This is a genomic window from Collinsella sp. TM10-22 (assembly GCF_003466125.1).
Lineage (GTDB): Bacteria > Actinomycetota > Coriobacteriia > Coriobacteriales > Coriobacteriaceae > Collinsella.
In genome coordinates this window covers 37,582-60,305 of record NZ_QSOC01000001.1, presented here as the reverse complement: position 1 = coordinate 60,305, position 22,724 = coordinate 37,582, and the positions used below count along the sequence as shown (strand labels likewise).

Below are 22,724 nucleotides of genomic sequence, written 5' to 3'. Positions count from 1 at the left end.
GCGCCGGGCCAGACGAATTAAACAAAAGGGTGGTCGACGGCGCCCTCGCAGGCGCACCGTCGACCACCCTTCACGTCGCAGCGACCCTACGAGCCGTCCGAAACGAAACGCACTCCGCCAGAGCGCTACCCAATCTTGCGGATGCTCGGGATCGCCCAGGTGATGCCTGCTAGGATCACCATTGCAGCACCGATGAGCACGAAACACGCGCTTACGCCGATGGCGTCCGCGAACAAGGTCGATGCGACGAGCCCCACGGGCATGGCCCAGCTGCAGACCGCTCCGTACAGGCCGAAGACGCGGCCCATGCACTCGGGATCGACGCGCTCCTGCATGAGCGCCATCTGCGGCGCGCTGTACAGCGGACTCGAGACCCCCATCGCGAACGTAAGCCCCAGAAACACAACGAGCGCGGAAGGGGGCACGAGGCCGCCCGCGAGCGTGCCCGCTCCGAAGAGGCCGATGGCCAGCGTGCACGAAAGCGCGCGGTTCTTAAGGCCACCCGTCGCCCCGATCCAGCCGCTCGCCGCGATCATGCCGACCGAGAACGCGATCTCCGCGATAGCCGACTGCGTAGTGGTACCCCCAAAATGGTCGAACACCATGAGCGGGAACAGCGCGGATATGGGCGAGAACAGGACCGAGAAGGCGAAGCCGATCCAGAGCATGGCGAACAGACCGTGATGGCGTTTGAGCTCGCGGTACCCGTTGGCCGTCTCCAATAGGAAGGCCCGCACCGCGTGGTGCGACGCCTCGGCGTTCTCCTCGGGCGTATGGCGCTCGGGCGCCGGCGTCTTGATGCCGGAGGTCGCCACCGCGATGCTCGCGAGCACCGCGCCGGCGACATCGAGCGCGATCATGAAGGTCAGACCAAACGCCGGGTAGACCACCGCGGCGATGGCGTTGCCGATGATATAGCTACCCGACTGCATGAACTGCAGCATGCCCGCCAGCTTGCCGAGCACCTCGGGCGGGGCGATGAGCGGTGTGAGCGCGTTGAAGGCGGGCGTATGGAGCGTGCTGCCCAGCGCACGGACGAACAGCACCGCCGCCACAACGGCGACAGAGAGGTCGCCCCGAAGCGAGCCGAAGACAAGCGTGAGGCTCACGGCCGCGATGAAGAGATCGGCGCCGATCATGAGACGCTTGATGGACGTGCGGTCCACGATGGTGCCCGCGAAGGCGCCGAGGAGCGCCATGGGCAAGAAGGCCGCCAGGCTCACGAACGACAGGGCGCTCGCGGAGCCGGTGGTGAGGGTGACGTGCCAGATGAGACCCATCTGCAGAATGGAGCTCGTGAGCACGGAGAAGAACTCGCCGATCCAGACGATGGCGAGCGAGCGCTTCCAAGAAGCGCAGGGATTCGGTTGTGTCATGGAATAATCCTTTGATGCGATCGGTGGTATGCAGCGAAGTACCGGTCGCTCACGCGACCGTGGCTAGAGCCAAATCCTCATGGAAGCAAGCATGGTGCAGCTCCCCTTTCCAAATCTCGAGGTAAACCTTCAGCCGTGAGTGGGGCTATTATAGGGACTTGCGAGCCAAGATGCAACAGGAAGACCTCTACGGAGCGTAGATGCCGGGCGCCCCGAACCACTTATGCCATGAGAGACGGCATCCGATTCTCCTTGACTTGGTCTCAATGTGATATCACAATGCAATCAGCAGCCGCACGGACTGCTCGGGGACTCGCCTCCTCCCCATCGCAATCTGGAGCGCGGCGCCGGGGACGTCACGCAAACGCCGACGCAGTCGTGAAAGGAACTCACAATGAGCATGGAAAAGCAACTCAAGGCCAAGTCGGGCTACGGCATGCTCGTCGCCGTGGCGGTGGCGCTCATCGCCATCATCGGCCTCTTTATCTGGAGCACCATCGGGCTCGCGAGCACGCCCGACGGCGTCGACGCGCCCGCAGTCTACGGATGGGGGCTCGGCCTCAGCATCCTCGCGTTTTGCCTGTGGTTCATCCCACTCAACGGATTCTTCTCGCTGCAGCCCGGCCAGGCGCGCGTGTGCATCCTGTTCGGCAAGTACGTGGGCACCGTCCGCGACGAGGGCTTCTTCTGGGCCAACCCGTTCTTTAGCAAGAGCATGGGCGGATCGGCCGGGATCGGCGAGATGATCGAGCTCGAGATGAGCGATTCCAAGGCCGCCAAGGCCGCGGCGCAGAAGGCCGCCAAGGGCAACCCCACCACCATCTCCACCCGCGTGCGCACCCTGAATGGCGAGCGCCTGAAGGTCAACGACAAAATGGGCAACCCCATCGAGATCGCAACCGTCGTGGTGTGGCACGTCGCCGATACCGCCAAGGCGCTCTTCGACGTCGACGACTACCAGAGCTATGTCGCCATGCAGGCCGAGACGGCGCTGCGCCACGTGGCGAGCGTGTACGCCTACGACCACCTGGAGGACGAGTCCGATGCCGCCGGCGCCATCACGCTGCGCGCCAATGTGGAAGAGGTCTCCGAAGCCCTGCGCCGCGAGCTCGCGATGCGCCTGGCACCCGCCGGCGTGGATGTCGACGACGCCCGCCTCACCCATCTTGCCTACTCCCCCGAGATCGCCCAGGCGATGCTGCGCCGCCAGCAGGCCGAGGCCGTCATCGCCGCACGCAAGAAGATCGTCGAGGGCGCGGTCTCCATGGTCGACATGGCCGTGAAGGAGATGGCTGCCGGCGGCACCATCGAGCTCGACGACGAGCGCAAGGCGCAGATGGCCAGCAACCTCATGGTGGTGCTCTGCGGTGAATCCGAGGCGCACCCGGTGCTCAACGCAGGCTCGCTGTACTAACCCCAACACCAATGAGTAATTTGGGGACGGGTGCAAAATTGCACATTCGACAAGAAGGCACGTCATGGCACGCAAGCAGTATCCACTCCGTATAGACCCCGCTATCTGGGAGGCCGTCCAACGCTGGGCGGACGATGAGATGCGCAGCGCCAACGGTCAGGTGGAATGGATCTTGCGAGACGCCCTCAAACGCGCGGGAAGGCTGCCAAAGAAAGAGCCCTCGTTCAAGGGCACGCCCAAAGGCGAAGAGGGCTAAGCCGGGAAGACAGGGCTCGGCCGCTGCCGACGTCGGGGCAAAGCCGCGCTCTGCCTCGCCAGCGCCGAGGCAGAGCTGAGCCCCGCCGCTCCAAAGTCGAGCCGAGCGGCGGGGCCAACACCAACCCAAAGCAAGCTCGCCCCCTCTATACGCACCAACCGGTCCCCGGAGGCATCCGCCTTTGGGGACCGTTCTTTTCCCAGCTAGATGTCGTATATAAAGCCTTTTGACAGCTCGATTTTGCCCCGTGGGGGTCAAATATAAAGACCTTTGATGGTACGATGCTCGCGTCAATGACATGGTGGCTCTCGACAGGGGTCACCCCGACCCTCTAGGGAGCAAACGCATGGAGCTGGGCTCGCACATCAAGGAGCATCGCACGGAGCTCGGACTGTCCCAAGACGATCTGGCGGAGCGCATCTACGTGTCGCGCCAGACCATCAGCAACTGGGAGTGCGGCCGTACGTATCCGGATGTCCAGAGCCTGCTGCTGCTTTCCAACGTGTTCGGGGTGACCGTGGACTCCCTCATCAAAGGAGATGTGGAAACCATGGCACAGGTAATGAACGAAGCGGTCAAGAAGTACAACGCCCTATCCACAATCACGGTCGTGAGTGCGGTCGTGTTTTTGGTGCTGAGCGCGTGGGCGGCGTTCCAGTTCGAATGGGGCTGGGGCATGCACATCGCGCCCACCGCGGCGTTTGCCGCCGTGGCGCTCGTCGTGATGCTCGTGGCGTTCGTGTATATGGAACGCATGAAGAAGCAACACGACCTCGTCACGTACCGCGAGGTGTTGGCGTTTAGCCGCGGCGAGCAGGTCGATCGCGACACGCTCGAGGGGCGCCGTGAGCGCGAGATGAACCCTTGGGTCAAGGGCACGCGCAACGCGGTGCAGATCATCATCGGCGCCATCGCCGGCGGACTGGTGGGCGTCGGCATCGGCATGCTCGCCAAGATGCTGAGTTAAAAGCGCGGGTACGCGCCCGTTCCCCGAAATGGTATCCCCCTTAGCCCCCATTCTGAAGATGTATGCCAGAATGGGGGCGATTCCCGTTAGGAGGTGCCCCATGAACGTCACCGTACGCGCGTCCCTCATCGCATTGATCGCAATCGTTGGCGCCTGCTGGGCAATCCCCGCCCTCCTGGTGAGCTTCGTCCCATCCGATGCCGGTATGATCGCCATGATGGCGCTGATCTACCTCGTGCTCCCCGTAACTGCGATCGCCCTCGGCCTGCTCGCCGCAAACTCCGCGAGGACGCTCTTCTGGGTACCCGCGGCGCTCGGAATCGGACCCGCGGTCCTGTTTCCCCTCAAGGTCGAGGGCAGCCAGGACCTTGCGTTCCATGGGGTCGCCTATACCGCAATCAGCTGCGCCGCCATGGGCCTGTACACTTGGATGACTGCTCGACAACATCGCTAAGCCATCGCAGCAACAATCATGCAGGTAAACCCCGTGCAAAACAGTTTTTGCAGCGCCCGGCAAGCCTTGCCGCATATGATGTACAACAGATTCGATAGCGCACCCGGCGTGTTCGCGGGACGCTCCTTCACGACCGGGAGGTGACGATGGACATCAGCAACCAGATCAAGACGCGGCGCGAGGCGATGGGGCTCTCCCAAGAACAACTCGCCGAGAAACTCTACGTGTCGCGTCAGACGATCAGCAACTGGGAGCGGGACAAGACGTATCCGGACGTCCAGAGTCTGCTCATGCTGAGCATCCTATTCGACACCTCCATAGACACGCTCGTGAAGGGAGACGTGACCGTTATGGAAGAGGCGGTCGAAAGAGATCGCAAGCGCATGGGAACGCGGATGCTATGGCTGGCCGTGCTGATGCTCGCGTTGCTGGCGGTGGCGTTCGCACTGATACTGTCGCCGGCGTTTAACTGGATGGAGGGCACCTGGGGCGCCGGCGTCGCCGCGGCTGCGGCGTTCCTGCCGGCTATAGCGGCGCTTGTTGTCGCGACCGTCCTCGAGCGCATCAAGCGCGAGAACGACCTGGTGACATACCGCGAGATCCTCGCTGTCCGCAATGCAGACAGGTGCTTTACAGCCACAAGCGCGATAGTTTCAACAACAAGATGCAGTGCCCCAGAGCCCCTAGCAGTCGACGATGGTCTTGCCGATCATGATGTTGAGGATCTCGACGTCGGTATCCTTCATGCCAACGCGGCCCACATAGCCCATGCTGGCGATCGTCTCTTCCACCGTATCCTGAATCAGGCCCTCGCCGGCACGGAAGCCGCGGCCCTGCATGGCCATATCGTGGCCCAGAATCGCCGCATCAACGGCAGCGGAAATCTTAGCGGCGCAGCTTGCCTTGGCGCCATCGCACACGATGCCGCCCACGTTACCGAGCGTATTGGAGACCGTCGCGCCGATCTGCTCGCGCGTGCCACCGCACAGCCAGGTAATCGCCGCGCCGGCACCGCACGCAGCGCAAATAGCACCGCAAAACGCCGAGAGCGCACCAATATAGCTCTTGATATGCACGGCAATAAGATCGGACAGCATCACGGCGCGCACCAGGCGCTCGTGGTCGCAGCGCAGGTAGTCGGCATATTCCATAACGGGCAACGCACAGGTAATACCCTGGTTGCCCGAGCCGCACACAATGGCGACCGGTAGCGCACAGCCGTTCATACGGGCGTCAGACCCGGCGGCGGCACGCGCACGCGCACGGCAGGCGACGTCGTCGGCGCGAGCGCCCAGCAGCGTACGGCCCACCTCGGCGCCCCAAGCGTTCGCCAAGCCCTCGGCGCTAATAGCGCCGTTCAGCTCAATCTGACGCTCAACGGCAGCGCGGGCGCCCTCGATGTCGCCGTCCTCGATAAAGTCAATGATAGAATCAATCGACATGGGCGTATCGGCGTTATCGGCGGCACGCTCGGCCACGACGCGCTCGGCGCAGGCGGCACACTCCCCCGCCGACTTGCCACACACCGGAATGCCATCGAGTGTATGGCACGTAACATTGGTGTGATGGTCGGTGATCTCGACGACCGCAGTATGACCTCCGGCCGTGGCAGTCACCTTAATGTAGAGGTTGGGCACACCCTCGACAAGCGACACATCGCAGTAGTCGGCATCGGAGAGCAGCTCGGTCACGCGAGCACGGTCTGCATCGCCAACACTCTCGAGCACCTCGAGCGCGCTCTTGGCGTCACCGCCCACAGCACCCAGCACGGCCGCGGCCTCAATACCGTGCATACCGCCCGAGTTGGGCACGGTCACGCTCTTTACGTTCTTGATGATGTTGCCTGAGCAGACAACATCCATATGTTCGGGTTCGCAACCGAGCGTCTGGCTCGCCAGCGCCGCCGCATAGGCAACGGCAATGGGCTCGGTGCAGCCGAGCGCACAGACAAGCTCGCGGTTCAAAACATCACAAAACGCGGTATCACGGATGGAATCGGTAGGCATAGGTATCTCCTACATGTATAACGGGTTGCTCTCGCAAGTATCAACTTCTCCATTTGATAACAAGGCACCAAAAACCGCAAGTCGAGTTCCGGCAGACGGCCGCCAGAAGCAAATTGGCGGCATTTTTCGTGATGGGCTGATGTTCGCGTCCGCTAAAGCGTTTGACCAAAAAACGCCCGAGTGTTTAGGCAAAAGACGCGCTATCATGCAGTCGAACGCGGTAAAACCTTTAGCAATTCCGCCGCACGGACCAGAGAGGAACCACTCATGAAGATCGGTATCGGCAACGACCACGCCGCCGTCGAGCTCAAGAACATCATTTCCGAGCACCTGAAGGAGCGCGGCTGCGAGGTCGTGAACTTTGGCACCGACACCTCCGAGAGCTTTGACTACCCCATCGCCGGCTACAAGGTGGGTAAGGCCGTTGCCAACGGCGATGTCGATCTAGGCATCCTGATCTGTGGCACCGGCGTCGGTATCAGCCTGGCTGCCAACAAGGTCGAGGGCGTACGCGCCGTCGTGTGCTCCGAGCCCTTCAGCGCCAAGCTCTCCCGCATGCACAACAATACCAACGTGCTCGCTTTTGGCGCCCGCGTCGTGGGCTCCGAGCTCGCCAAGATGATCGTCGACGAGTGGCTCGACGCCGAGTTTGAGGGTGGTCGTCACGAGCGTCGCGTTAACCTCCTCAACGAGATCGATCACACGCGCGCCCTTAAGATCGTCGACGAAGCCTAAACTATTCAGTGCCACAAGCTAACAGCAGGGGCCCGCTCGGAACACATGTCCGAGCGGGCCCCTGCATAGATTTTGGAATAAAAGGGCGCCGCGGATGGAGTTCCGCGGCGCCCAAGCCACACGCTAACAGCTTTAAGGAGTCAAAGCTGGTTTAGCCAAAGAAGCGCTTGATCTCAATCTCGGCGTTCTCCAGGCAGTCGGAGCCGTGGATCACGTTGGCGTTGACATCGACGGCAAAGTCGCCGCGGATGGTACCAGGAGCAGCCTCAAGCGGGTTGGTAGCGCCCATGAGGGTGCGCATCTTAGCAACAGCGGAGAGACCGGAAACGACCATCTTGACGACCGGACCGCTCGTCATAAAGTCACAGAGACCGCCAAAGAAGGGCTTGTCGGCCAGATGGGCGTAGTGCTCCTCGACGGTAGCGCGCTCGAGCGTGGTCATCTCCATGCGCTCGATGACAAGGCCGCTGCGCTCAATGCGAGCAACAATCTCGCCGATCTTGCGGTCGCGCACGGCGTCGGGCTTAATCATGATGAAGGTCTTCTCGATAGCCATAAGGTAGCCTTTCAAGTAGGTTCGCGCGTGCCCAAGTCCCATTCCGGCACCCGCCTGGACTGCATCGTAACAGAGTTTTAGCTGCAGTTAAACAAAAAGCTGTTTATTGAAACGTTGCAATTTATTGAAGCGTTCCATATGTGTCACTTCTGTTTCGAAGCCCGATTAGAGTACCATCCGACCGCCCATCAACCGCATCGAACAGAGCAGGCGGTCGGTTGCCGCCCGCGAACGTAACCCCTTCACAACCTGCCCAAAGGTCCTACAGAAGTTCTCGACAAGCCCCTCCCCCATAGCAACAAAATACGGGCGTCCGCATCAGCAGATACCCGTAAAAGCAAAAACGATTTATCGATAAATGGCCAAAGCCGCTTCAGTCAAATCCCTACTTTGCCCCGTGGCCCATCTCGACGACCTTGGTCAGCGATCCAAACACGCCCTCGTCGGCCGAAAGCTGTGCCTTGGCGCGCTCCAGCTGCAAGGCAACGGCGGCAGGGGCGGTACCGCCCTCGGTCGTGCGTGCAGCGACAATCGACGGGATGTCGAGCGCCTCGGTAATGTCGTGCTCAAAGAGCGAGCTTGCCTCCTGGAACACCTCAAACGGCAGGTCCTCAAGATTGCAGCCGTGCTTCTCACACATCAGGACCAGATGGCCCACCACGGCATGTGCCTCGCGGAACGGCAGACCACGCTTAGCCAGGTAATCGGCAACATCGGTGGCGGCAAGGTGTCCCACGCCGCACTCGCGCGCCATGGCATCCTCGTTGACGGTCCAAGTCGAAATCATTCCGGCCATAACGGACAGGCACTGCATGAGCGTATGGGCGGTATCGAGCGCGCCCTCCTTGTCCTCCTGCAAGTCCTTGTTATAAGCAAGCGGCAAGCCCTTCATGGTTACCAGCAGCTGCACCAGGTTGCCGTACACGCGACCGCTCTTGCCGCGGATAAGCTCGGCAAAGTCGGGGTTCTTCTTCTGCGGCATGATGGACGAGCCGGTGGAGTACGAGTCGGAAAGCGTGATAAAGCCAAATTCGGAGCTCGACCACAGCACAATCTCCTCGGAAAGACGCGACAGGTGCATGGCCATGACGGAACCGGCGTAATGCAGATCGAGCAGGAAATCACGGTCGGAAACAGCATCGAGCGAATTGGGGATCACGCCCGCAAAGCCAAGTTCGGCAGCCGTCATCTGACGATCGAGCGGATAGCTCGTACCGGCAAGCGCGGCAGCGCCCAGCGGGCAGTTGTCGGCGGCATCAAAGGCGGCCTTCAGGCGCGTAAAGTCGCGCGCGAACATCCAGGAATACGCCAGCAGATGATGCGAGAGCAGCACGGGCTGAGCGTGCTGCATATGCGTGTAGCCCGGCAGAATCACCTTGTCGTACTTCTTAGCCGCATCCACCAGCACATGGCGCAGCTCAAGATTGGCCTCCATGAGCTCCTTGGCCAGCGCCTTGACGCCCAGGCGCGTATCGGTCGCCACCTGGTCGTTGCGCGAACGGCCGGTATGCAAGCGCTTACCGGCCTCGCCGATGCGGCGCGTCAACTCGCTCTCGATGGACATATGAATGTCCTCATCGTTGATATCGAAGGTAAAGTTGCCGGCATCGATATCCTGTTCGATTCCGGTCAGGCCCTTGGCAATCGTCTGCTCGTCCTCGGCACTGATGATGCCCTGTGCGGCCAACATCTTGGCATGCGCCTTGGAACCGGCGATATCCTGCTTATAGAGATGCTTGTCGACCGGCAGCGACGCGCCAAACTCCTGCGTGACCTCGGCCACGCCCGCCTCAAAACGACCACCCCAAAGAGCCATGGGACCGTCCCCTTTCATCAAATACCAAAACATCGGCGCACAAAGCGCTACGCCATGCCGCTAAAGCGATTTATCAACTGTTAGTTTTGCACATCCCCCGCCACGTGCGGGGCTGACAAGCTAAATAGCAAAGAAGTGACGGGTCAGGCACTTGGCGCCCATCGACTCCCTCCTGAGGTTGCCCTGCGAACCGTCAATCCAAGCCTTCAGGCTCATGGGAACATCCTCGACCTTGGCAGTATCGAGCTCAGGGGCAAGAGAAAGCAAAGCGTGTGCAATAGCATCAAACATAATAGGTACTCCTCGGATATAGATAGGCACAAGGCCGTCAAATTGATAGCAAGAGCCCCGCCGGACAACCCCGGCGGGGCTCGGACTCAGCCGCAGACGCGGCATCATATATGCGGGCGGAACGTAGGGGCCACCAATGTTAAGAAGTGTCAGCAAGCATAACGAAAGGTAGGGACCCCATGCGCCCGTTATGTATCACGCGGATGGGCCGCGCGGATACCAAGGGAAGGAAAGAAGCCTTACGCCTGGGCAGCAGCGGAGCTGGGGCCCTGGACCTTAGCCCACGTCTTGAGCGACAACGTGTCGATTTCGATAAAGCCGGCGCTGGCCTTCTCGTCAAACGTGGTGTCACGATCGTAGGTAGCCAGACCGTAGTCATAGAGGCTAAACGGGCTCTTGCGGCCGACGACATGGCAGTTGCCCTTAAAGAACTTCAGACGGACGGTGCCGGTCACGAACTTCTGGGTATCGGCCATAAAGGCGTCGAGCGCGTTCTTGAGCGGGCTGTACCACTGGCCGTTGTACACGGCGGTGGCCCAATCCTGCTCGAGCTTGATCTTGGTCTTGAGCAGGTCACCCTCGACGCAGATGTCCTCGAGCGCCTTGTGGGCGGTGATGAGCGTCAGGGCGCCGGGGACCTCGTAGCACTCGCGGCTCTTGAGGCCAACCAGACGATCCTCGACCAGGTCCAGACGACCAAAGCCGTTGTCGCCGGAGATCTTGTTGAGCGCGATGACGATCTCGGAGAGCTTCATCTTCTTACCGTCAACCGCAACGGGCTTGCCGGCCTCGAACTCGATCTCGGTGTAGGTCGGGGTGTCGGGCGTGTCCTCGGGGTTCTTGGTCATAACCCAGGCATCGTCGAGCGGCTCGTTCCAGGGATCCTCCAGATGGCCGCACTCGATGGCGCGACCCCACAGGTTGTCATCGATGGAATAGGGGTTGTCGTTGGCACCCTCGGGAACCGGCACGTTGTGAGCGTGAGCATAGGCGACCTCGTCCGGACGGCACTTCAGATCCCACTCACGAACCGGGGCGATAACCTTGAGCTCAGGGTCGAGGGCCTTGACGGCGGCCTCAAAACGGACCTGGTCGTTGCCCTTGCCGGTGCAGCCATGGGCGACATAGGTGGCGCCGAACTCGTGAGCGACCTCGACGAGCTTCTTGGCAAGCAGCGGACGGGACAGAGCGGAGAGCAGCGGGTACTTATTCTCGTACATAGAGTTGGCGGCGATGGCCTTGGTCAGGAACTCATCGGAGAACTCGTCGCGCAGGTCGAGCACCTGGCAGTCCAGAACGCCCAGGTCGAGAGCCTTCTGCTTCTTGGCATCCAGGCCGGTCTCCTCCTGGCCCACGTTGCCGCAGACGCAAACGACATCAAGATTCTTCTCGTCTTGGAGCCACTTGACACATACGGATGTATCAAGACCACCGGAATATGCGAGAACGACTTTTTCCTTGCTCATGGCTGTTTCCTTTCGCCCTTGGTAGCTAGTTAGAACATCGGTCAGTTGCAAGTCACTCTGAGGTCAAAAACCGTGCAATATCAGGTTAAATAGCAAAAAGCAGCACAACATGCCCTAGAAACATGCGTCTATGTCGTGCTAAAACCCAACGACCTCAAAATGACTCTGTTGGAGCATTTCGCCCCATGCGGACAGAGACGATTGTTATCGTCGTCGGGAAATTGCGCGCTGGCGTCGGATGGCATAGTCTGCAGTGGTGATGATCTGTACGAACTGCATCTGCCTCTCCTTTCGCTTATCGCCGGGCGCAATTCATATATCGTAAACGGTACCTATTCCTCGGTAAACGGCTGTTTTTCCGCCTCCGTTTTCGATGGTCGCTATATTACGCTAAAGTGCCCGCTTCACAAGCGACAAATTCAAATTTCTGAAAAGTTTTTTCATTACTTTGTGAATCATGGTGCAAATACGCGCCAATCCTGCGAAAATACGCCCGACTACCAGTTGATGGTTATAACGTCTGAAACAATTTCGAAACGAAAGGCGCGTTTTTATGCAAACTTACGAATCGGATGCCAATATCGGCAACATTAAGATTCTCGCCGTCGATATGGACAAGACGCTTCTCACTGACGAGCGCGTGCTGCCCCAGGGCCTCGATGAGCGTCTGGACAAGCTCGCCGATGCCGGTATCGTATTCTGCCCCGCCAGCGGACGCCCCGCCCCCAAACTCGAGGAAATGTTCGAGGGCATCAAGAACCGACTCGCGTTTTGTCCCGACAACGGTGCCTGCGTCATCTATCGCGGCAACTATATCTATAAGAGCAACATCGACGTGGAGCTGTATCAGCAGGTGCTTGCCCGTGCCTCGGAGGACTCGCGCGCCGTTCCCGTACTGTGCTGCTACGACGAGTTCTATGTGCTCGCCCGCGACCACCAGTATCACGACGAGATCAGCGTCTACTACAACACGATCAACTACGTCGACACCTTTGAGGGCCTCGATCTCGAGTCCAACAAGATCTCGATCTTCTTCCCTGCCTACGATGCCGAGCCCGCGTTCCGCGAGACCTATAACCCCGCGTTCTGTGACCAGCTCTATGTCACCAATGCCGGTCGCGAGTGGATCGACTTTATGAACCTAGGCGTCGACAAGGGCGCCGGCGTGGCGCATCTGTGCGAGCAACTGGGCATCGACATCGCCGATGCCGCCGCCGTGGGCGACACCTACAACGATATCCCCATGCTGGAGCGTGTCGGTCACAGCTTTATCGTGGACAATGCCGAGGAGCATATGAACGCGCATGCTAAGTGGCGCATTCCGAGCAACAACGACGGGGGCGTACTGACGCTCATCGATGCCATTTTGGCGGCTCGTTAACGTGGCTCGTCGGACCTGGCCGGGCGAGGCGGGTAAGTTTTTCGTTCGGTCAGGTCCTGGGCTCGCTCGGAAAGCACATTAAGTGCTTTCCGGCTCGTGCGGAATCTACGAAAAACTTACCCGCCTCGCCCGGCCAGGTCCTGCGGTGACTTGCTTGCCGCTTGGATGACGTCTTATCGCCTAGATACTTTGGCTGATTTTTATTGAACGAAGGACGCTCCTTGTTGATGAGGGGCGTCCTTCTGATTTTGTATTACTTTGGAATTGTGGTCATGCCCTTACTTGGCGTCTGCCCAGGTCACTCCAGTCGAAGCTTCGGCGATTAGGGGGACGCGGAGGTCTACTACGTGCTCCATGACGTCGCGGACCATGGCGGTGAGGCGCTCGACTTCGTCGACGGGGCACTCAAAGTCCAGTTCGTCGTGTACCTGCAGAATCATGTGGGCGGCAAAGCCCTCTTCTTCCAGGCGGCGGCTTACGCGGGCCATCGCGATCTTGATGATGTCGGCCGCGGTTCCCTGCATGGGGTGGTTCATGGCCGTGCGCTCACCAAAGCCGCGGAGCTGCGGGTTTTTGGCCTTGAGCTCAGGAATATGGCGACGGCGGCCGTACATGGTCTCGGCGTAGCCCGTCTGCTTGGCACGTGCCACCACGTTGTCGAGGAACGTGCGCACGCCCGGATATGCCTCGTAGTAGCGGTCGATCATGTCGCGTGCCTCGGCCATCGAGATATGCAGCGACTGCGACAGGCCGTAGGCCTGCTGACCGTACACGATGCCAAAGTTCACGGCCTTGGCGCGGCTGCGCAAATCGGGCGTTACCTCGGACACCGGTACGCCAAACACGCGCGCGGCTGTCTCGGCATGGAAGTCCTCGCCCTCGTTAAAGGCACGCACCAGGTGTTCATCACCCGAGAGATGCGCCAACAGACGCAGCTCGATCTGCGAGTAGTCCACCGCTAAAAAGACGCTTCCCTCGCCTGCCGAAAACGCCGTCTTGACGGTACGGCCCAGCTCCGAGCGCGTCGGGATGTTCTGCAAGTTCGGGTCACTCGAGGAAAGACGACCCGTCGCCGTGATGGTTTGGTTGTACGTAGTGTGCACGCGACCGTCACCGCGACGCAGCGGGCCCAGTGTGTCCAGATAGGTGGACTTGATCTTGGACTTCTCACGCCAGTCCAAGATCAGACGCACGATTTCGTGGTCACGGGCAAGGTCGCTCAGTACCTTGGCGTTGGTCGAATAATAGCCGCGCTTGGTCTTTTTGAGGCCCTTGGTCGGAAGGCCCATCACGTCAAACAGCACGTGCGAGAGCTGCATGGGACTGCCGATGTTAAAGGCCTCGTCACCGGCCAGGTCGCGAATGCTCCGCTCGACCTCGGCAATCTGGGTCGCCAAACCCTCGGACAGACTATGCAGGCGATCGGGGTCCACGAGCATGCCCGCGCGCTCCATCTTGGCAAGCACCGGCACGAGCGGCATCTCGATGCCATCGAACACGTTGGCGGCGTTCTCGCGGGCCATGCGGTCGCGCAGCGGCGCCACGAGCGCCAGCGTCAGGGCCGCAGTGCGGGCAGCAGGCGCAGGAGCGTCCTCGCCAGCACCCTCCGCGCCGCGCGCCGCAGGCAGCGTCATCTGCAGATAGGTATCGGCCAGATACGCCTCATCAAACTCGGAGCGGTCGGAATCCAACAGATAGGCGGCGACCACAGTATCGAAGATGCGCGTGGAATCGACGGCCAGCGGATCCATGAGCTCGGGCTCAGAGGAATCGATGGGCGAAAGCTCGTGCAGCAGCGCCTTCATGTCCGGGCTCGCCACGCGGCCCTCCATAAACAGGCGCGCGAGCACGCCGGCGATCACGCCGTGGGCAACGTTGAAGCCATCGACCACGGCAGACGCACCGCCGTCGCCCTCCTCGAGCGCAAGCAACCCCTTGGACGTCGCCAGCCACAGCGTGCGCGTCAGGCCAAAAAGTGCGCCTTCCTCCTTGTCATCGTCCACCACAGCGGCAATCCACTCGCCCGCATCAATCGCGCGAGCGACCTCGGCGGCGGCGGCAGCAAGCGCCTCGGCATCGCCGGCGGCGGCACGCAAAACAGCAGGCATCTCGAACGTGCTGGCAGCGGCCGCAGCCCCGCCCTCGCCGCCAATCAGCGCCAAAAAACGGTTCTGCATGGCCGTAATGCCGAGCGTGCCCAGCGCAGCGGACACCTCGTCGGCAGAAAACGCCGGGAAGGACGTCGCATCAAAGTCGAGCTCGACAGGCGCATCGGTACGAATGGTTGCGACCTTGCGGCTCAGCAGCGCGTCGTCGATATGCGCGCGCAGGTTCTCGCCCATCTTGCCCTTGACCTCGTCGGCATGTGCGATGACCTCGTCCAAGCTGCCGTACTGCGCGATGAGCGCGCTCGCCTTTTTGGGGCCGATGCCCGGCACGCCGGGAATGTTGTCGGACGTATCGCCCTTCAGGCCGTAAAAATCGGGCACGAGCGCCGGTGTAATGCCGTGATACAGGTCGTCCACGCTCTCGGGCGTCATAATCGCCACGTCGGACAGGCCTTTGCGGGTCGAGACCACGTTGACGTGCTCGGTCACGAGCTGATACATGTCGCGGTCGCCGGTCACCAGCAGCATGTCGCAGCCGGCTTCCTCGCCCAGGCGCGCCATGGTGCCCAGGATATCGTCGCCTTCCCAACCCTCGGACTGCAAAATCGGCACATTGAGCGCACCGAGCAGCTCCTTGATCATCGGAAACTGCGCGTGCAGGTCGGGGTCCATGGGCGGGCGCTGCGCCTTATACTGCGGCAGCATCTCCATGCGCACGCGCGGCTTGCCCTTATCAAACGCCACGACCACACCGTCGGGGTTAAAGGCGTCGATCATCTTGAGAAACATGTTCAGAAAGCCAAAGATCGCGTTGGTGGGGCGACCGTCCGGCGCGTTCATGGTGGGCGGCACGGCGTGGAAGGCGCGGTGCATGAGCGAGTTACCGTCGATAACGGCAAAGGTGCGGTGCTTGTCAGACATATTGAATACCTCGCTTTGGGCTGGGCACGATTTGCTCCCACCAGTTTACACGCTCCCCGCCTCGCGGCCACCGCACATCAAGCTCCCCCGCCACCGCGCGCCCGCGCGTGATACGATGGCTCGCGGTACATTAACCAGCACGATCGATCCGAAAGGAGCCTGCGTCATGGAGCGTCCCTGCGCATGGAAAAAGTACACGCCACAGCAGATCGAGGAGCTCGAGGAGCTTTGCCGCGGCTATAAGAAGTTTTTGAGTGAGAACAAGACCGAGCGCCTGTGTGTCAAGGCCGGCATCAAGATGGCCGAGGAGGCGGGCTACGTCGACCTGGAGACCGCGATCGCCGAGGGCCGCGAGCTCAAGGCAGGCGACAAGGTGTACGCCGCCAACCACGGCAAGGACCTTATGCTCGTCAACCTTGGCACCGCCCCGCTCGAGCAGGGCTTTAACATCCTGGGCGCCCACGTGGACTCGCCGCGCCTGGACCTCAAGCAGAATCCCGCCTTCGAGGCCGGCGACATGGCCTACCTCGACACGCACTACTACGGCGGCGTCAAGAGCTACCACTGGGTGGCCTCCCCGCTCGCGCTTGTGGGCGTCATCTGCAAAAAGGACGGCACCACCGTCGACATCAACATCGGCGACAAGGCAGACGACCCGGTCTTTACCATCTCCGACCTGCTGATCCACCTCTCGAGCGAGCAGATGTCCAAGCCGGCCAAGGACGCCGTCGACGCCGAGATCCTCGACGTGATCGTGGGCGGCCGCCCCGTCAAGTTTGACGAGGACGACAAGGACGCCCCCAAGGAGCCCGTCAAGCAGATGTTCCTGGATATCCTCAAGGAACAGTACGACGTCGAGGAGGAGGACTTCCTCTCCGCCGAGATCGAGGTCGTGCCCGCCGGCCCCGCCCGCGACATGGGCCTCGACCGCTCCATGATTTTGGGCTATGGCCACGACGACCGCGTCTGCGCCTACCCCTCCATGCTCGCCCAGATCAACGTGGCAGACGTCGAGCGCACGAGCATCACGCTCATCGTCGACAAGGAGGAGATCGGCTCCGTGGGCGCCACCGGCATGACGAGCCGCTTCTTCGAGAACACCGTCGCCGAGATCATGACGCTCGCCGGCGAGAGCAGCCCGCTGGCCCTGCGCCGCGCACTCGCCCGCAGCCGCATGCTCTCCTCTGACGTGTCCGCCGGCTTTGACCCGGGCTATGCCGGTAAGTTCGAGACTAAGAATGCAGCTTTTATGGGTCGCGGCCTGTGCTTTAACAAGTACACGGGCAGCCGCGGCAAGGGAGGCTCCAACGATGCCGACGCCGAGTATGTGGCCCTCGTCCGCGACATCATGGACGAGGCGGGCGTGGACTTCCAGACCTGCGAGCTCGGCCGCGTCAACGCGGGCGGCGGCGGCACCATCGCCTACATCATGGCCGAGTATGGCATGAACGTTATCGACTCCGGCGTTGCCGTCCTGTCCATGCACGCCCTGTGGGAGGTCGCCAACAAGGCCGATATCTACGAGGCCTATCGCGGCTACAAGGCCTTCATCGAGCGCGCCTAACCAGCCCTTCATCAGTTGCGGTGAAATACGGACTAAACTGGCCCATAAACGGCCCAAACAGACTGTATTCCACCGCAACTTCCTTTTTGGCAGAGGAGAGTCCATGCTGCAGATCATCATTTCGCCCGCCAAGCAGATGCGCGCGGCCCAAGATGCTTTTGAAGTCCTGGGCATTCCACCTTTTGCGCACGAGACGGCTCGCCTCCACTGCGCACTGCTAGATATCGAGCGAAATGAAGGCAGCGGCGGCCTGCAAGCGCTATGGAACGTGAGTGACAAACTGCTGGGGCCTTGCCTCAACACCCTGCATGAGTTCGGGCCCATCCTGAAAAACGGCGATCTCGACAATCCCGAACTCGCCCGTCACCTCTCCCCTGCCGTCATGTCCTATCACGGCATTCAATACCAGAGTATGGCGCCCGAGGTGATGGATTCCGCGCAGCTCGCATGGCTACAAGACCATCTATGGATCCTCTCCGGCCTCTACGGGTGCGTTCGTCCCTTTCATGCCGTCGAACCGTATCGGCTGGAGATGGGCGCGAAGCTCGCCGTTGACGATGCCCGAGACCTCTACGCGTTTTGGAGCGACAAGCTCGCGCGGGCTATCGCCCCGGCGGACTCAAACACCACGATCGTCAACCTCGCTAGCGTAGAGTATGCCAAAGCCGTTCTGCCCCACCTCGCGGGCGACGCCACGGCCGTCACATGCCTCTTTGGCGAGGGTATCCGCAACGGGAAGCCCATCCAACGGTCGACCGCCAGCAAAAAGGCGCGCGGCTCCATGGTGCGGTGGATGGCAGAAAACAAGCTCGAGGATATAAGCGGGCTCACCGCGTTCGACGTTGGTTATCGTCACTTTCCCGAGCTTTCAAATAAAAACACTTTGGTCTTCCTGAACGAACAGGCCTTGTAGGACCACCGCTACTTTGAATGTGCTACCTAGGCACGGCGTCTATTCCGCCAAGCCGTCGGCTTTGGCAATTTCATTTGTCAAGCCGTCCTGATAGGTAATCTTGACGTACTCCACCTCGGACACTTTGACGCCCGACGGGGGCTCCAGGCGCCATTCCGTCAGCGCGATATCCATCGTCGTGGGAACGTCTCCTTGATTTTTGAGCTTCACCGTCAGCGTTTTGAGCGCCGCATCAAACGTCACGCGTTCGATTTCTTCACCTGGAATGGACCCACCACTCAGCTGCAGCTGCACAAACTCATCGCGCGGGTACCAATAATCGCCCGGAACGGCGAGCGTATTGGCATTACCGCCAGTACTCCTCACCGTCATAATCGGTAGGCTATCATCAACCTCGAACTCCCAGCCAGCGCCGCCGCGACCGCCAAACGTCCAAATACAAAAGGCAATCACCAACACGGCAAGCACCGCAAAACCAATCGCGACAAGGCCATGGTGCGCACGGCCCTCCTCGGCCGATACATCCCATTGCGTCTCTCGATATAGATGCTTGTCTTCCATGTTCGCCTCCCCGCAGGCACGCTCGTTGGCCCAATCGTACCCATTCAGGCTATACTTGAGCCCATGACATAACGGGGGGCTTGCAGGACAAGACGGCAGGCTGAGATTGGGCGCGCCCGCCCTGACCCGCAAACCTGATATGGGTAATGCCAACGAAGGGAGCCGTGCCAATGAGCACACAGACCGAGCCCAAGCTCGTCACGCAAATCGACTTCGCCCGCGCCGGGCAGATCACGCCGCAGATGAAGGAGGTTGCCGAGCGCGAGCATCGCGACCCCGAGTACATCCGCGAGCGCGTGGCCGACGGCCGCATCGCCATCCCCGCCAACATCGTGCATATCAAAAAAGGCATGCGCGCCTTTGGCGTCGGTGAGGGCCTGTCCACCAAGGTCAACGTCAACCTGGGCATCTCGGGCGATAAGGCCGATGCCGCCGAGGAGTGGAAGAAGGTCAAGATCGCCGAGGACTTTGGCGCCGACGCCATCATGGACCTCTCCAACTCGGGCAAGACGCGCCAGTTCCGCCAGCAGCTCATCGACGAGACGCCGCTCATGGTGGGCACGGTGCCGATGTACGATGCCATCGGCTACATGGAAAAGCCGCTGGTCAAGCTGACCAAGGACGATCTGCTCGAGGTCGTGCGCGCGCATGCCGAGGACGGCGTGGACTTTATGACCATCCACTGCGGCATCAACAAGTCGGTCATCAAGACCTTTAAGGAGACTGGCCGCCTCATGAACATCGTCAGCCGCGGCGGCTCGCTGCTGTTTGGTTGGATGGAGGTCACCGGTAACGAGAACCCCTTCTACGAGTTCTACGACGAGGTGCTCGAGATCTGCCACGAGTACGACGTGACGATTTCGCTCGGCGACTCCTGCCGCCCGGGCTGTCTCTACGACTCCAACGACGCAACCGAGACCGCCGAGATGATCGAGCTGGGCAAGCTGTGCAAGCGCGCCTGGGCCACCGGCGTCCAGGTCATGGTCGAGGGTCCGGGTCACATGGCGCTCGACGAGATCGCCGCCAACATGAAGCTGCAGAAGCGCCTGTGCCACAACGCCCCGTTCTATGTGCTGGGGCCGCTGGTGACCGATATCGGCGTGGGCTACGACCACATCACCGCCGCCATTGGTGGCGCCATCTCCGCGAGCTCGGGTGCCGACTTTTTGTGCTACGTGACGCCGGCCGAGCACCTGTGCCTGCCCAACGCTCAGGATGTGCTCGATGGCCTCATGGCCACCAAGATTGCCGCACACGCCGCCGACATCGCCAAGAAGGTACCGCACGCCCGTGACATGGACGACAGGATGGGTCAGGCACGCCGCAAGCTCGACTGGGACGCCATGTGGAAGTGCGCCCTCGACCCGGTCACCGGCAAGAAGCGCTACGAGGAATCCCCCGCCGCCACCGAGGGCACCTGCACCATGTGCGGCAAGATGTGCGCCGTTCGCACTGTCAACAAGGTGTTCGAAGGCACGACGATCGACCTCGGCATGGAGGACTAACTCGTCGCCACGATTGCTTTTGGAAGCACCGCGACGTCGACCGTTGTTGACGTGTGAACATTTTCTTGCATTTGCGTAAAGATTGCACCGCCCGCCCGGGTTCGACATAGAGTCGGCCCGGGCATCTTTATAATGCTAGCTTAAAGACCCATTTGATTCCGACCGAACAAGGGAGCGAACATGGATCGCAGCAAGGTACCTGCCGTCCTGTCCATCGCAGGATCCGATTCCAGCGGTGGCGCCGGCATTCAAGCCGACATCAAAACCATTACGGCGCACCGTCTGTATGCCGAGACGGCCATAACCGCCATCACGGCGCAAAACACCCTGGGCATCACCGCCGTGCAGAATATCTCGCCAGATATCGTCGCCGCGCAGATCGACGCCGTCTTTGACGACATCCGCCCGAGCGCCGTCAAGATCGGCATGGTTTCTTCTGTCGAGATTATCGAAGTCATCGCCGACCGCTTGAGCGCCTGGAACGCAACGAACGTGGTCGTGGACCCCGTCATGGTAGCCACCTCGGGCGCTCGACTCATTGCCGAGGATGCCGCCGAGGCGCTCACGCGTCGCCTGTTCCCGTTGGCAACGGTCATCACGCCCAATATCCCCGAGGCCATGGCACTGCTCGACTACGAGGTCGATTCCGAGCGCACGCAGCAAAATGCCGCCATGCTCCTCACCCGCCGCTTTGGATGCGCGTCTTTGGTTAAAGGCGGACATCTTGTCAACGAGGCCAACGACGTGCTGGCGGAGCCCGCGCCGCTCGATGACGAGGGCAACCACCTGGGCGATCCGCTCACCACGTGGTTCCGTCACAAGCGCATCGAGACCGGCAACACGCATGGCACCGGCTGCACGCTCTCGTCCGCTATCGCCTGCGCGCTGGCCCAGGGCATGGATCTTGCCGACGCCGTCAACGCCGGCAAGGCCTACCTAACGGGCGCCCTCGCCGCCGGCTTTGACATGGGCAAAGGTTCCGGCCCCGTCAACCACATGTGGAATTACTAGCCCTGCAGCAAAACCACCACAAAGGGGACAGGCACCTTTGTGGTGGTTTTTCTTTTACCACTTAATCGTCTGCGAGTTGGATGCCGAGCAAGCCCGAAAGCGCGAGCGCCTGTTCGGCATTGACTGTCAGGCCTCGCAACTCACGGTAGTCGCCCGAAACAACGGGAGCCTCAAACGTGCAGCGCGATACATCAACACCACACAGCGGTGTCTTGAACACATCAACTCGTGTCAGGTCGCAGCTATCCAGCCGCAGCTGCCCCAGCTTGGCCCCCTGGAGCGCCGCCTCGGTCAGGCGCACATCGCACGCCGTGATGGGGCCAATGCGTCCCTCCGAAAGGTTCGCGTAGCTCAGGTCGCATGATGCAAACGAAACGTTCGACAGGCGCGCCTTGACCAAGTTGAGCCCCGGCGCCGAGCAATCAACAAAGTCGCATCGGTTGAGCCAGCAGCCTTCCATATTGCAGCGGATAAAGCGACAACCGCGAAATACGACGTCACGAAACGTCGAACCACTCCAATCGACGCCATCGAATACGCAGGAGCGGAACACGATGCCGTCAAAGGTCGCACCGTTCGCCACGTCATAGGCGAGCTCCAGCTCCTCAAAAGCGGTATTGGAGACAAGCTCATCCCCCTCGGCAAACAGGTCAATGAGCTCATCCATGCCCATGTGGCAGCCAAGCCGCTCGTTTACCCGGGCAAAACCACCACAAAAGTGCCTGTCCCCTTTGTGGTGGTTTGGGGCTGCGCTACTCACCGAGCATCTCTTGGAGCTTGGCTGCCACGGCATGTCCCAAGCTCTCGTGGCTTTCGGGCATCATATGCAGATAGTCGATATCGCCCGGCTCGGCAAAGTCGGCGGCATTCAAAAAGTCGCAGCCAAGCTGCTCGGCTACGTGCGCGTAGTACTCGGCAAAATGCTCCGAGGCCTCGACGGAATGCTCGTCAAAATCGGTCATATACACATCGGCGATTTGCGGCTTGATCTTGATGGGAGCCATCAGCAGAATGCGCGGACAAGGCGCAGCGTCGGTCCACGAAAACGCGCGGACGGCGCGAATCAGCGCCATGGCGCCACGGGCTATATCGGAAGCCGTCACGTTAAAGACCGTCTTACAGTCGTTGGTGCCCAGCATGATCACAATGGCGTCCAGCGGCTTATGGGCCTCGAGCAGCATCGGAAGCGCGCGAATGCCGTTGAGGTTAGTGTCCAGGTGGCACATATCGTCGCGCACCGTCGTACGGCCGTTGAGCCCCTCCTCAATCACATGCCAGCCCTCGCCCAGGTCACGCTGCGCCACGCCGCACCAGCGCACATCCTGCGCATAGCGCACCGCGGTGCCGTCGCGCATACCAGCCGGATCGTAACCATAGGTGTTGCTGTCGCCAAAGCATAGAACGTTTTTCATCGTAAGCTCCC

Annotated in this window: 20 protein-coding genes, 1 pseudogene and 1 riboswitch; of the genes and pseudogenes, 11 read left to right on the top strand and 10 right to left on the bottom strand. The window is 60.9% G+C overall.

What is annotated here, in order from left to right; translation table 11 throughout:
- Positions 1-125: 125 nt before the first annotated feature.
- Positions 126-1,376 (bottom strand): MFS transporter, encoded by a 1,251-nt coding sequence (locus DXD94_RS00275; protein WP_117734982.1) that lies wholly within the window; start codon positions 1,374-1,376, stop codon positions 126-128.
- A gap of 394 nt (positions 1,377-1,770) precedes the next feature.
- Between DXD94_RS00275 and DXD94_RS00270 the strand changes: the two genes are divergently transcribed.
- The 5 genes and pseudogenes from DXD94_RS00270 to DXD94_RS09910 form a co-directional block, all read left to right on the top strand.
- Positions 1,771-2,790 carry an SPFH domain-containing protein gene (locus DXD94_RS00270; protein ID WP_117762864.1) on the top strand — a complete coding sequence of 340 codons (1,020 nt, stop codon included), beginning with the start codon at positions 1,771-1,773 and terminating at the stop codon, positions 2,788-2,790.
- Between the two features lie 64 nt (positions 2,791-2,854).
- Positions 2,855-3,046, top strand: coding sequence for an Arc family DNA binding domain-containing protein (locus tag DXD94_RS00265; RefSeq protein WP_117734980.1), 192 nt, complete (start codon positions 2,855-2,857; stop codon positions 3,044-3,046).
- 346 nt (positions 3,047-3,392) lie between these two features.
- A complete protein-coding gene (locus DXD94_RS00260) occupies positions 3,393-4,013 on the top strand; it encodes a helix-turn-helix domain-containing protein (protein WP_117762863.1) in 621 nt (206 codons plus the stop codon).
- Between the two features lie 100 nt (positions 4,014-4,113).
- Positions 4,114-4,467: a hypothetical protein gene (locus DXD94_RS00255; protein ID WP_117762862.1), complete on the top strand. Its 354-nt coding sequence runs from the start codon at positions 4,114-4,116 to the stop codon at positions 4,465-4,467.
- 146 nt (positions 4,468-4,613) lie between these two features.
- A pseudogene (locus DXD94_RS09910) lies at positions 4,614-4,736 on the top strand (helix-turn-helix transcriptional regulator); the annotation flags it as partial.
- 414 nt (positions 4,737-5,150) lie between these two features.
- Here DXD94_RS09910 and DXD94_RS00245 read toward each other — a convergent pair.
- A complete protein-coding gene (locus tag DXD94_RS00245; protein WP_117762861.1) occupies positions 5,151-6,473 on the bottom strand; it encodes a serine dehydratase subunit alpha family protein in 1,323 nt (440 codons plus the stop codon).
- 267 nt (positions 6,474-6,740) lie between these two features.
- Between DXD94_RS00245 and rpiB the strand changes: the two genes are divergently transcribed.
- Positions 6,741-7,208: a ribose 5-phosphate isomerase B gene (rpiB, locus tag DXD94_RS00240; RefSeq protein WP_117762860.1), complete on the top strand. Its 468-nt coding sequence runs from the start codon at positions 6,741-6,743 to the stop codon at positions 7,206-7,208.
- 151 nt (positions 7,209-7,359) lie between these two features.
- Here rpiB and ndk read toward each other — a convergent pair whose 3' ends face one another.
- The 4 genes from ndk to DXD94_RS00225 all read right to left on the bottom strand — a co-directional run bounded on the left by ndk (position 7,360) and on the right by DXD94_RS00225 (position 11,337).
- A complete protein-coding gene (gene ndk / locus DXD94_RS00235; RefSeq protein ID WP_035138006.1) occupies positions 7,360-7,764 on the bottom strand; it encodes a nucleoside-diphosphate kinase in 405 nt (134 codons plus the stop codon).
- A gap of 385 nt (positions 7,765-8,149) precedes the next feature.
- On the bottom strand, positions 8,150-9,580 hold the full coding sequence (gene argH / locus DXD94_RS00230) for an argininosuccinate lyase (RefSeq protein WP_117762859.1): 1,431 nt from the start codon (positions 9,578-9,580) through the stop codon (positions 8,150-8,152).
- 120 nt (positions 9,581-9,700) lie between these two features.
- Complete coding sequence (locus tag DXD94_RS09605) at positions 9,701-9,871, bottom strand: hypothetical protein (RefSeq protein ID WP_158564759.1); 171 nt, start codon at positions 9,869-9,871, stop codon at positions 9,701-9,703.
- Between the two features lie 239 nt (positions 9,872-10,110).
- Positions 10,111-11,337 (bottom strand): argininosuccinate synthase, encoded by a 1,227-nt coding sequence (locus DXD94_RS00225; RefSeq protein ID WP_035138001.1) that lies wholly within the window; start codon positions 11,335-11,337, stop codon positions 10,111-10,113.
- Positions 11,338-11,890: 553 nt separating this feature from the next.
- On the opposite strand from DXD94_RS00225, the gene DXD94_RS00220 reads away from it, so the two are divergent.
- The gene (locus DXD94_RS00220) at positions 11,891-12,718 is read left to right on the top strand and encodes a Cof-type HAD-IIB family hydrolase (protein WP_117762858.1); all 828 of its coding nucleotides are present in this window, start codon (positions 11,891-11,893) and stop codon (positions 12,716-12,718) included.
- 278 nt (positions 12,719-12,996) lie between these two features.
- Here the strand turns inward: DXD94_RS00220 and polA are convergent, their stop codons facing one another.
- Positions 12,997-15,747 carry a DNA polymerase I gene (gene polA / locus DXD94_RS00215; RefSeq protein WP_117762857.1) on the bottom strand — a complete coding sequence of 917 codons (2,751 nt, stop codon included), beginning with the start codon at positions 15,745-15,747 and terminating at the stop codon, positions 12,997-12,999.
- 166 nt (positions 15,748-15,913) lie between these two features.
- Between polA and DXD94_RS00210 the strand changes: the two genes are divergently transcribed.
- Positions 15,914-17,311: an aminopeptidase gene (locus DXD94_RS00210; protein WP_117762856.1), complete on the top strand. Its 1,398-nt coding sequence runs from the start codon at positions 15,914-15,916 to the stop codon at positions 17,309-17,311.
- 103 nt (positions 17,312-17,414) lie between these two features.
- Entirely contained in the window at positions 17,415-18,224 is an 810-nt protein-coding gene (locus tag DXD94_RS00205) for a YaaA family protein (RefSeq protein WP_117762855.1), read from the top strand.
- Positions 18,225-18,263: 39 nt separating this feature from the next.
- Here the strand turns inward: DXD94_RS00205 and DXD94_RS00200 are convergent, their stop codons facing one another.
- Positions 18,264-18,785 (bottom strand): hypothetical protein, encoded by a 522-nt coding sequence (locus DXD94_RS00200; RefSeq protein ID WP_117762854.1) that lies wholly within the window; start codon positions 18,783-18,785, stop codon positions 18,264-18,266.
- Between the two features lie 62 nt (positions 18,786-18,847).
- Positions 18,848-18,964, top strand: a riboswitch (TPP riboswitch).
- Between DXD94_RS00200 and thiC the strand changes: the two genes are divergently transcribed.
- Positions 18,956-20,290 (top strand): phosphomethylpyrimidine synthase ThiC, encoded by a 1,335-nt coding sequence (thiC, locus tag DXD94_RS00195; protein ID WP_117762853.1) that lies wholly within the window; start codon positions 18,956-18,958, stop codon positions 20,288-20,290. Its footprint overlaps the riboswitch before it by 9 nt.
- A 180-nt stretch (positions 20,291-20,470) precedes the next feature.
- Complete coding sequence (gene thiD, locus DXD94_RS00190) at positions 20,471-21,301, top strand: bifunctional hydroxymethylpyrimidine kinase/phosphomethylpyrimidine kinase (RefSeq protein WP_117734968.1); 831 nt, start codon at positions 20,471-20,473, stop codon at positions 21,299-21,301.
- A gap of 61 nt (positions 21,302-21,362) precedes the next feature.
- Here thiD and DXD94_RS00185 read toward each other — a convergent pair whose 3' ends face one another.
- Together DXD94_RS00185 and DXD94_RS00180 are read right to left on the bottom strand one after the other, a co-directional pair.
- Entirely contained in the window at positions 21,363-21,968 is a 606-nt protein-coding gene (locus DXD94_RS00185; protein WP_233505133.1) for a pentapeptide repeat-containing protein, read from the bottom strand.
- Between the two features lie 85 nt (positions 21,969-22,053).
- Entirely contained in the window at positions 22,054-22,713 is a 660-nt protein-coding gene (locus DXD94_RS00180; protein WP_158550217.1) for an SGNH/GDSL hydrolase family protein, read from the bottom strand.
- Between the last annotated feature and the right edge of the window lie 11 nt (positions 22,714-22,724).

Coding starts and splice junctions, on each gene's coding strand:
- ndk (WP_035138006.1), bottom strand. CDS start 7,764: ATGGCTATCGAGAAGACCTTCATCATGATTAAGCCCGACGCCGTGCGC.
- DXD94_RS00220 (WP_117762858.1), top strand. CDS start 11,891: ATGCAAACTTACGAATCGGATGCCAATATCGGCAACATTAAGATTCTC.
- DXD94_RS00210 (WP_117762856.1), top strand. CDS start 15,914: ATGGAGCGTCCCTGCGCATGGAAAAAGTACACGCCACAGCAGATCGAG.
- DXD94_RS00185 (WP_233505133.1), bottom strand. CDS start 21,968: ATGGATGAGCTCATTGACCTGTTTGCCGAGGGGGATGAGCTTGTCTCC.
- thiC (WP_117762853.1), top strand. CDS start 18,956: ATGAGCACACAGACCGAGCCCAAGCTCGTCACGCAAATCGACTTCGCC.
- DXD94_RS09605 (WP_158564759.1), bottom strand. CDS start 9,871: ATGTTTGATGCTATTGCACACGCTTTGCTTTCTCTTGCCCCTGAGCTC.
- argH (WP_117762859.1), bottom strand. CDS start 9,580: ATGGCTCTTTGGGGTGGTCGTTTTGAGGCGGGCGTGGCCGAGGTCACG.
- DXD94_RS00205 (WP_117762855.1), top strand. CDS start 17,415: ATGCTGCAGATCATCATTTCGCCCGCCAAGCAGATGCGCGCGGCCCAA.
- DXD94_RS00270 (WP_117762864.1), top strand. CDS start 1,771: ATGAGCATGGAAAAGCAACTCAAGGCCAAGTCGGGCTACGGCATGCTC.
- rpiB (WP_117762860.1), top strand. CDS start 6,741: ATGAAGATCGGTATCGGCAACGACCACGCCGCCGTCGAGCTCAAGAAC.
- DXD94_RS00255 (WP_117762862.1), top strand. CDS start 4,114: ATGAACGTCACCGTACGCGCGTCCCTCATCGCATTGATCGCAATCGTT.
- thiD (WP_117734968.1), top strand. CDS start 20,471: ATGGATCGCAGCAAGGTACCTGCCGTCCTGTCCATCGCAGGATCCGAT.
- DXD94_RS00260 (WP_117762863.1), top strand. CDS start 3,393: ATGGAGCTGGGCTCGCACATCAAGGAGCATCGCACGGAGCTCGGACTG.
- DXD94_RS00275 (WP_117734982.1), bottom strand. CDS start 1,376: ATGACACAACCGAATCCCTGCGCTTCTTGGAAGCGCTCGCTCGCCATC.
- DXD94_RS00200 (WP_117762854.1), bottom strand. CDS start 18,785: ATGGAAGACAAGCATCTATATCGAGAGACGCAATGGGATGTATCGGCC.
- DXD94_RS00245 (WP_117762861.1), bottom strand. CDS start 6,473: ATGCCTACCGATTCCATCCGTGATACCGCGTTTTGTGATGTTTTGAAC.
- DXD94_RS00265 (WP_117734980.1), top strand. CDS start 2,855: ATGGCACGCAAGCAGTATCCACTCCGTATAGACCCCGCTATCTGGGAG.
- DXD94_RS00180 (WP_158550217.1), bottom strand. CDS start 22,713: ATGAAAAACGTTCTATGCTTTGGCGACAGCAACACCTATGGTTACGAT.
- DXD94_RS00225 (WP_035138001.1), bottom strand. CDS start 11,337: ATGAGCAAGGAAAAAGTCGTTCTCGCATATTCCGGTGGTCTTGATACA.
- polA (WP_117762857.1), bottom strand. CDS start 15,747: ATGTCTGACAAGCACCGCACCTTTGCCGTTATCGACGGTAACTCGCTC.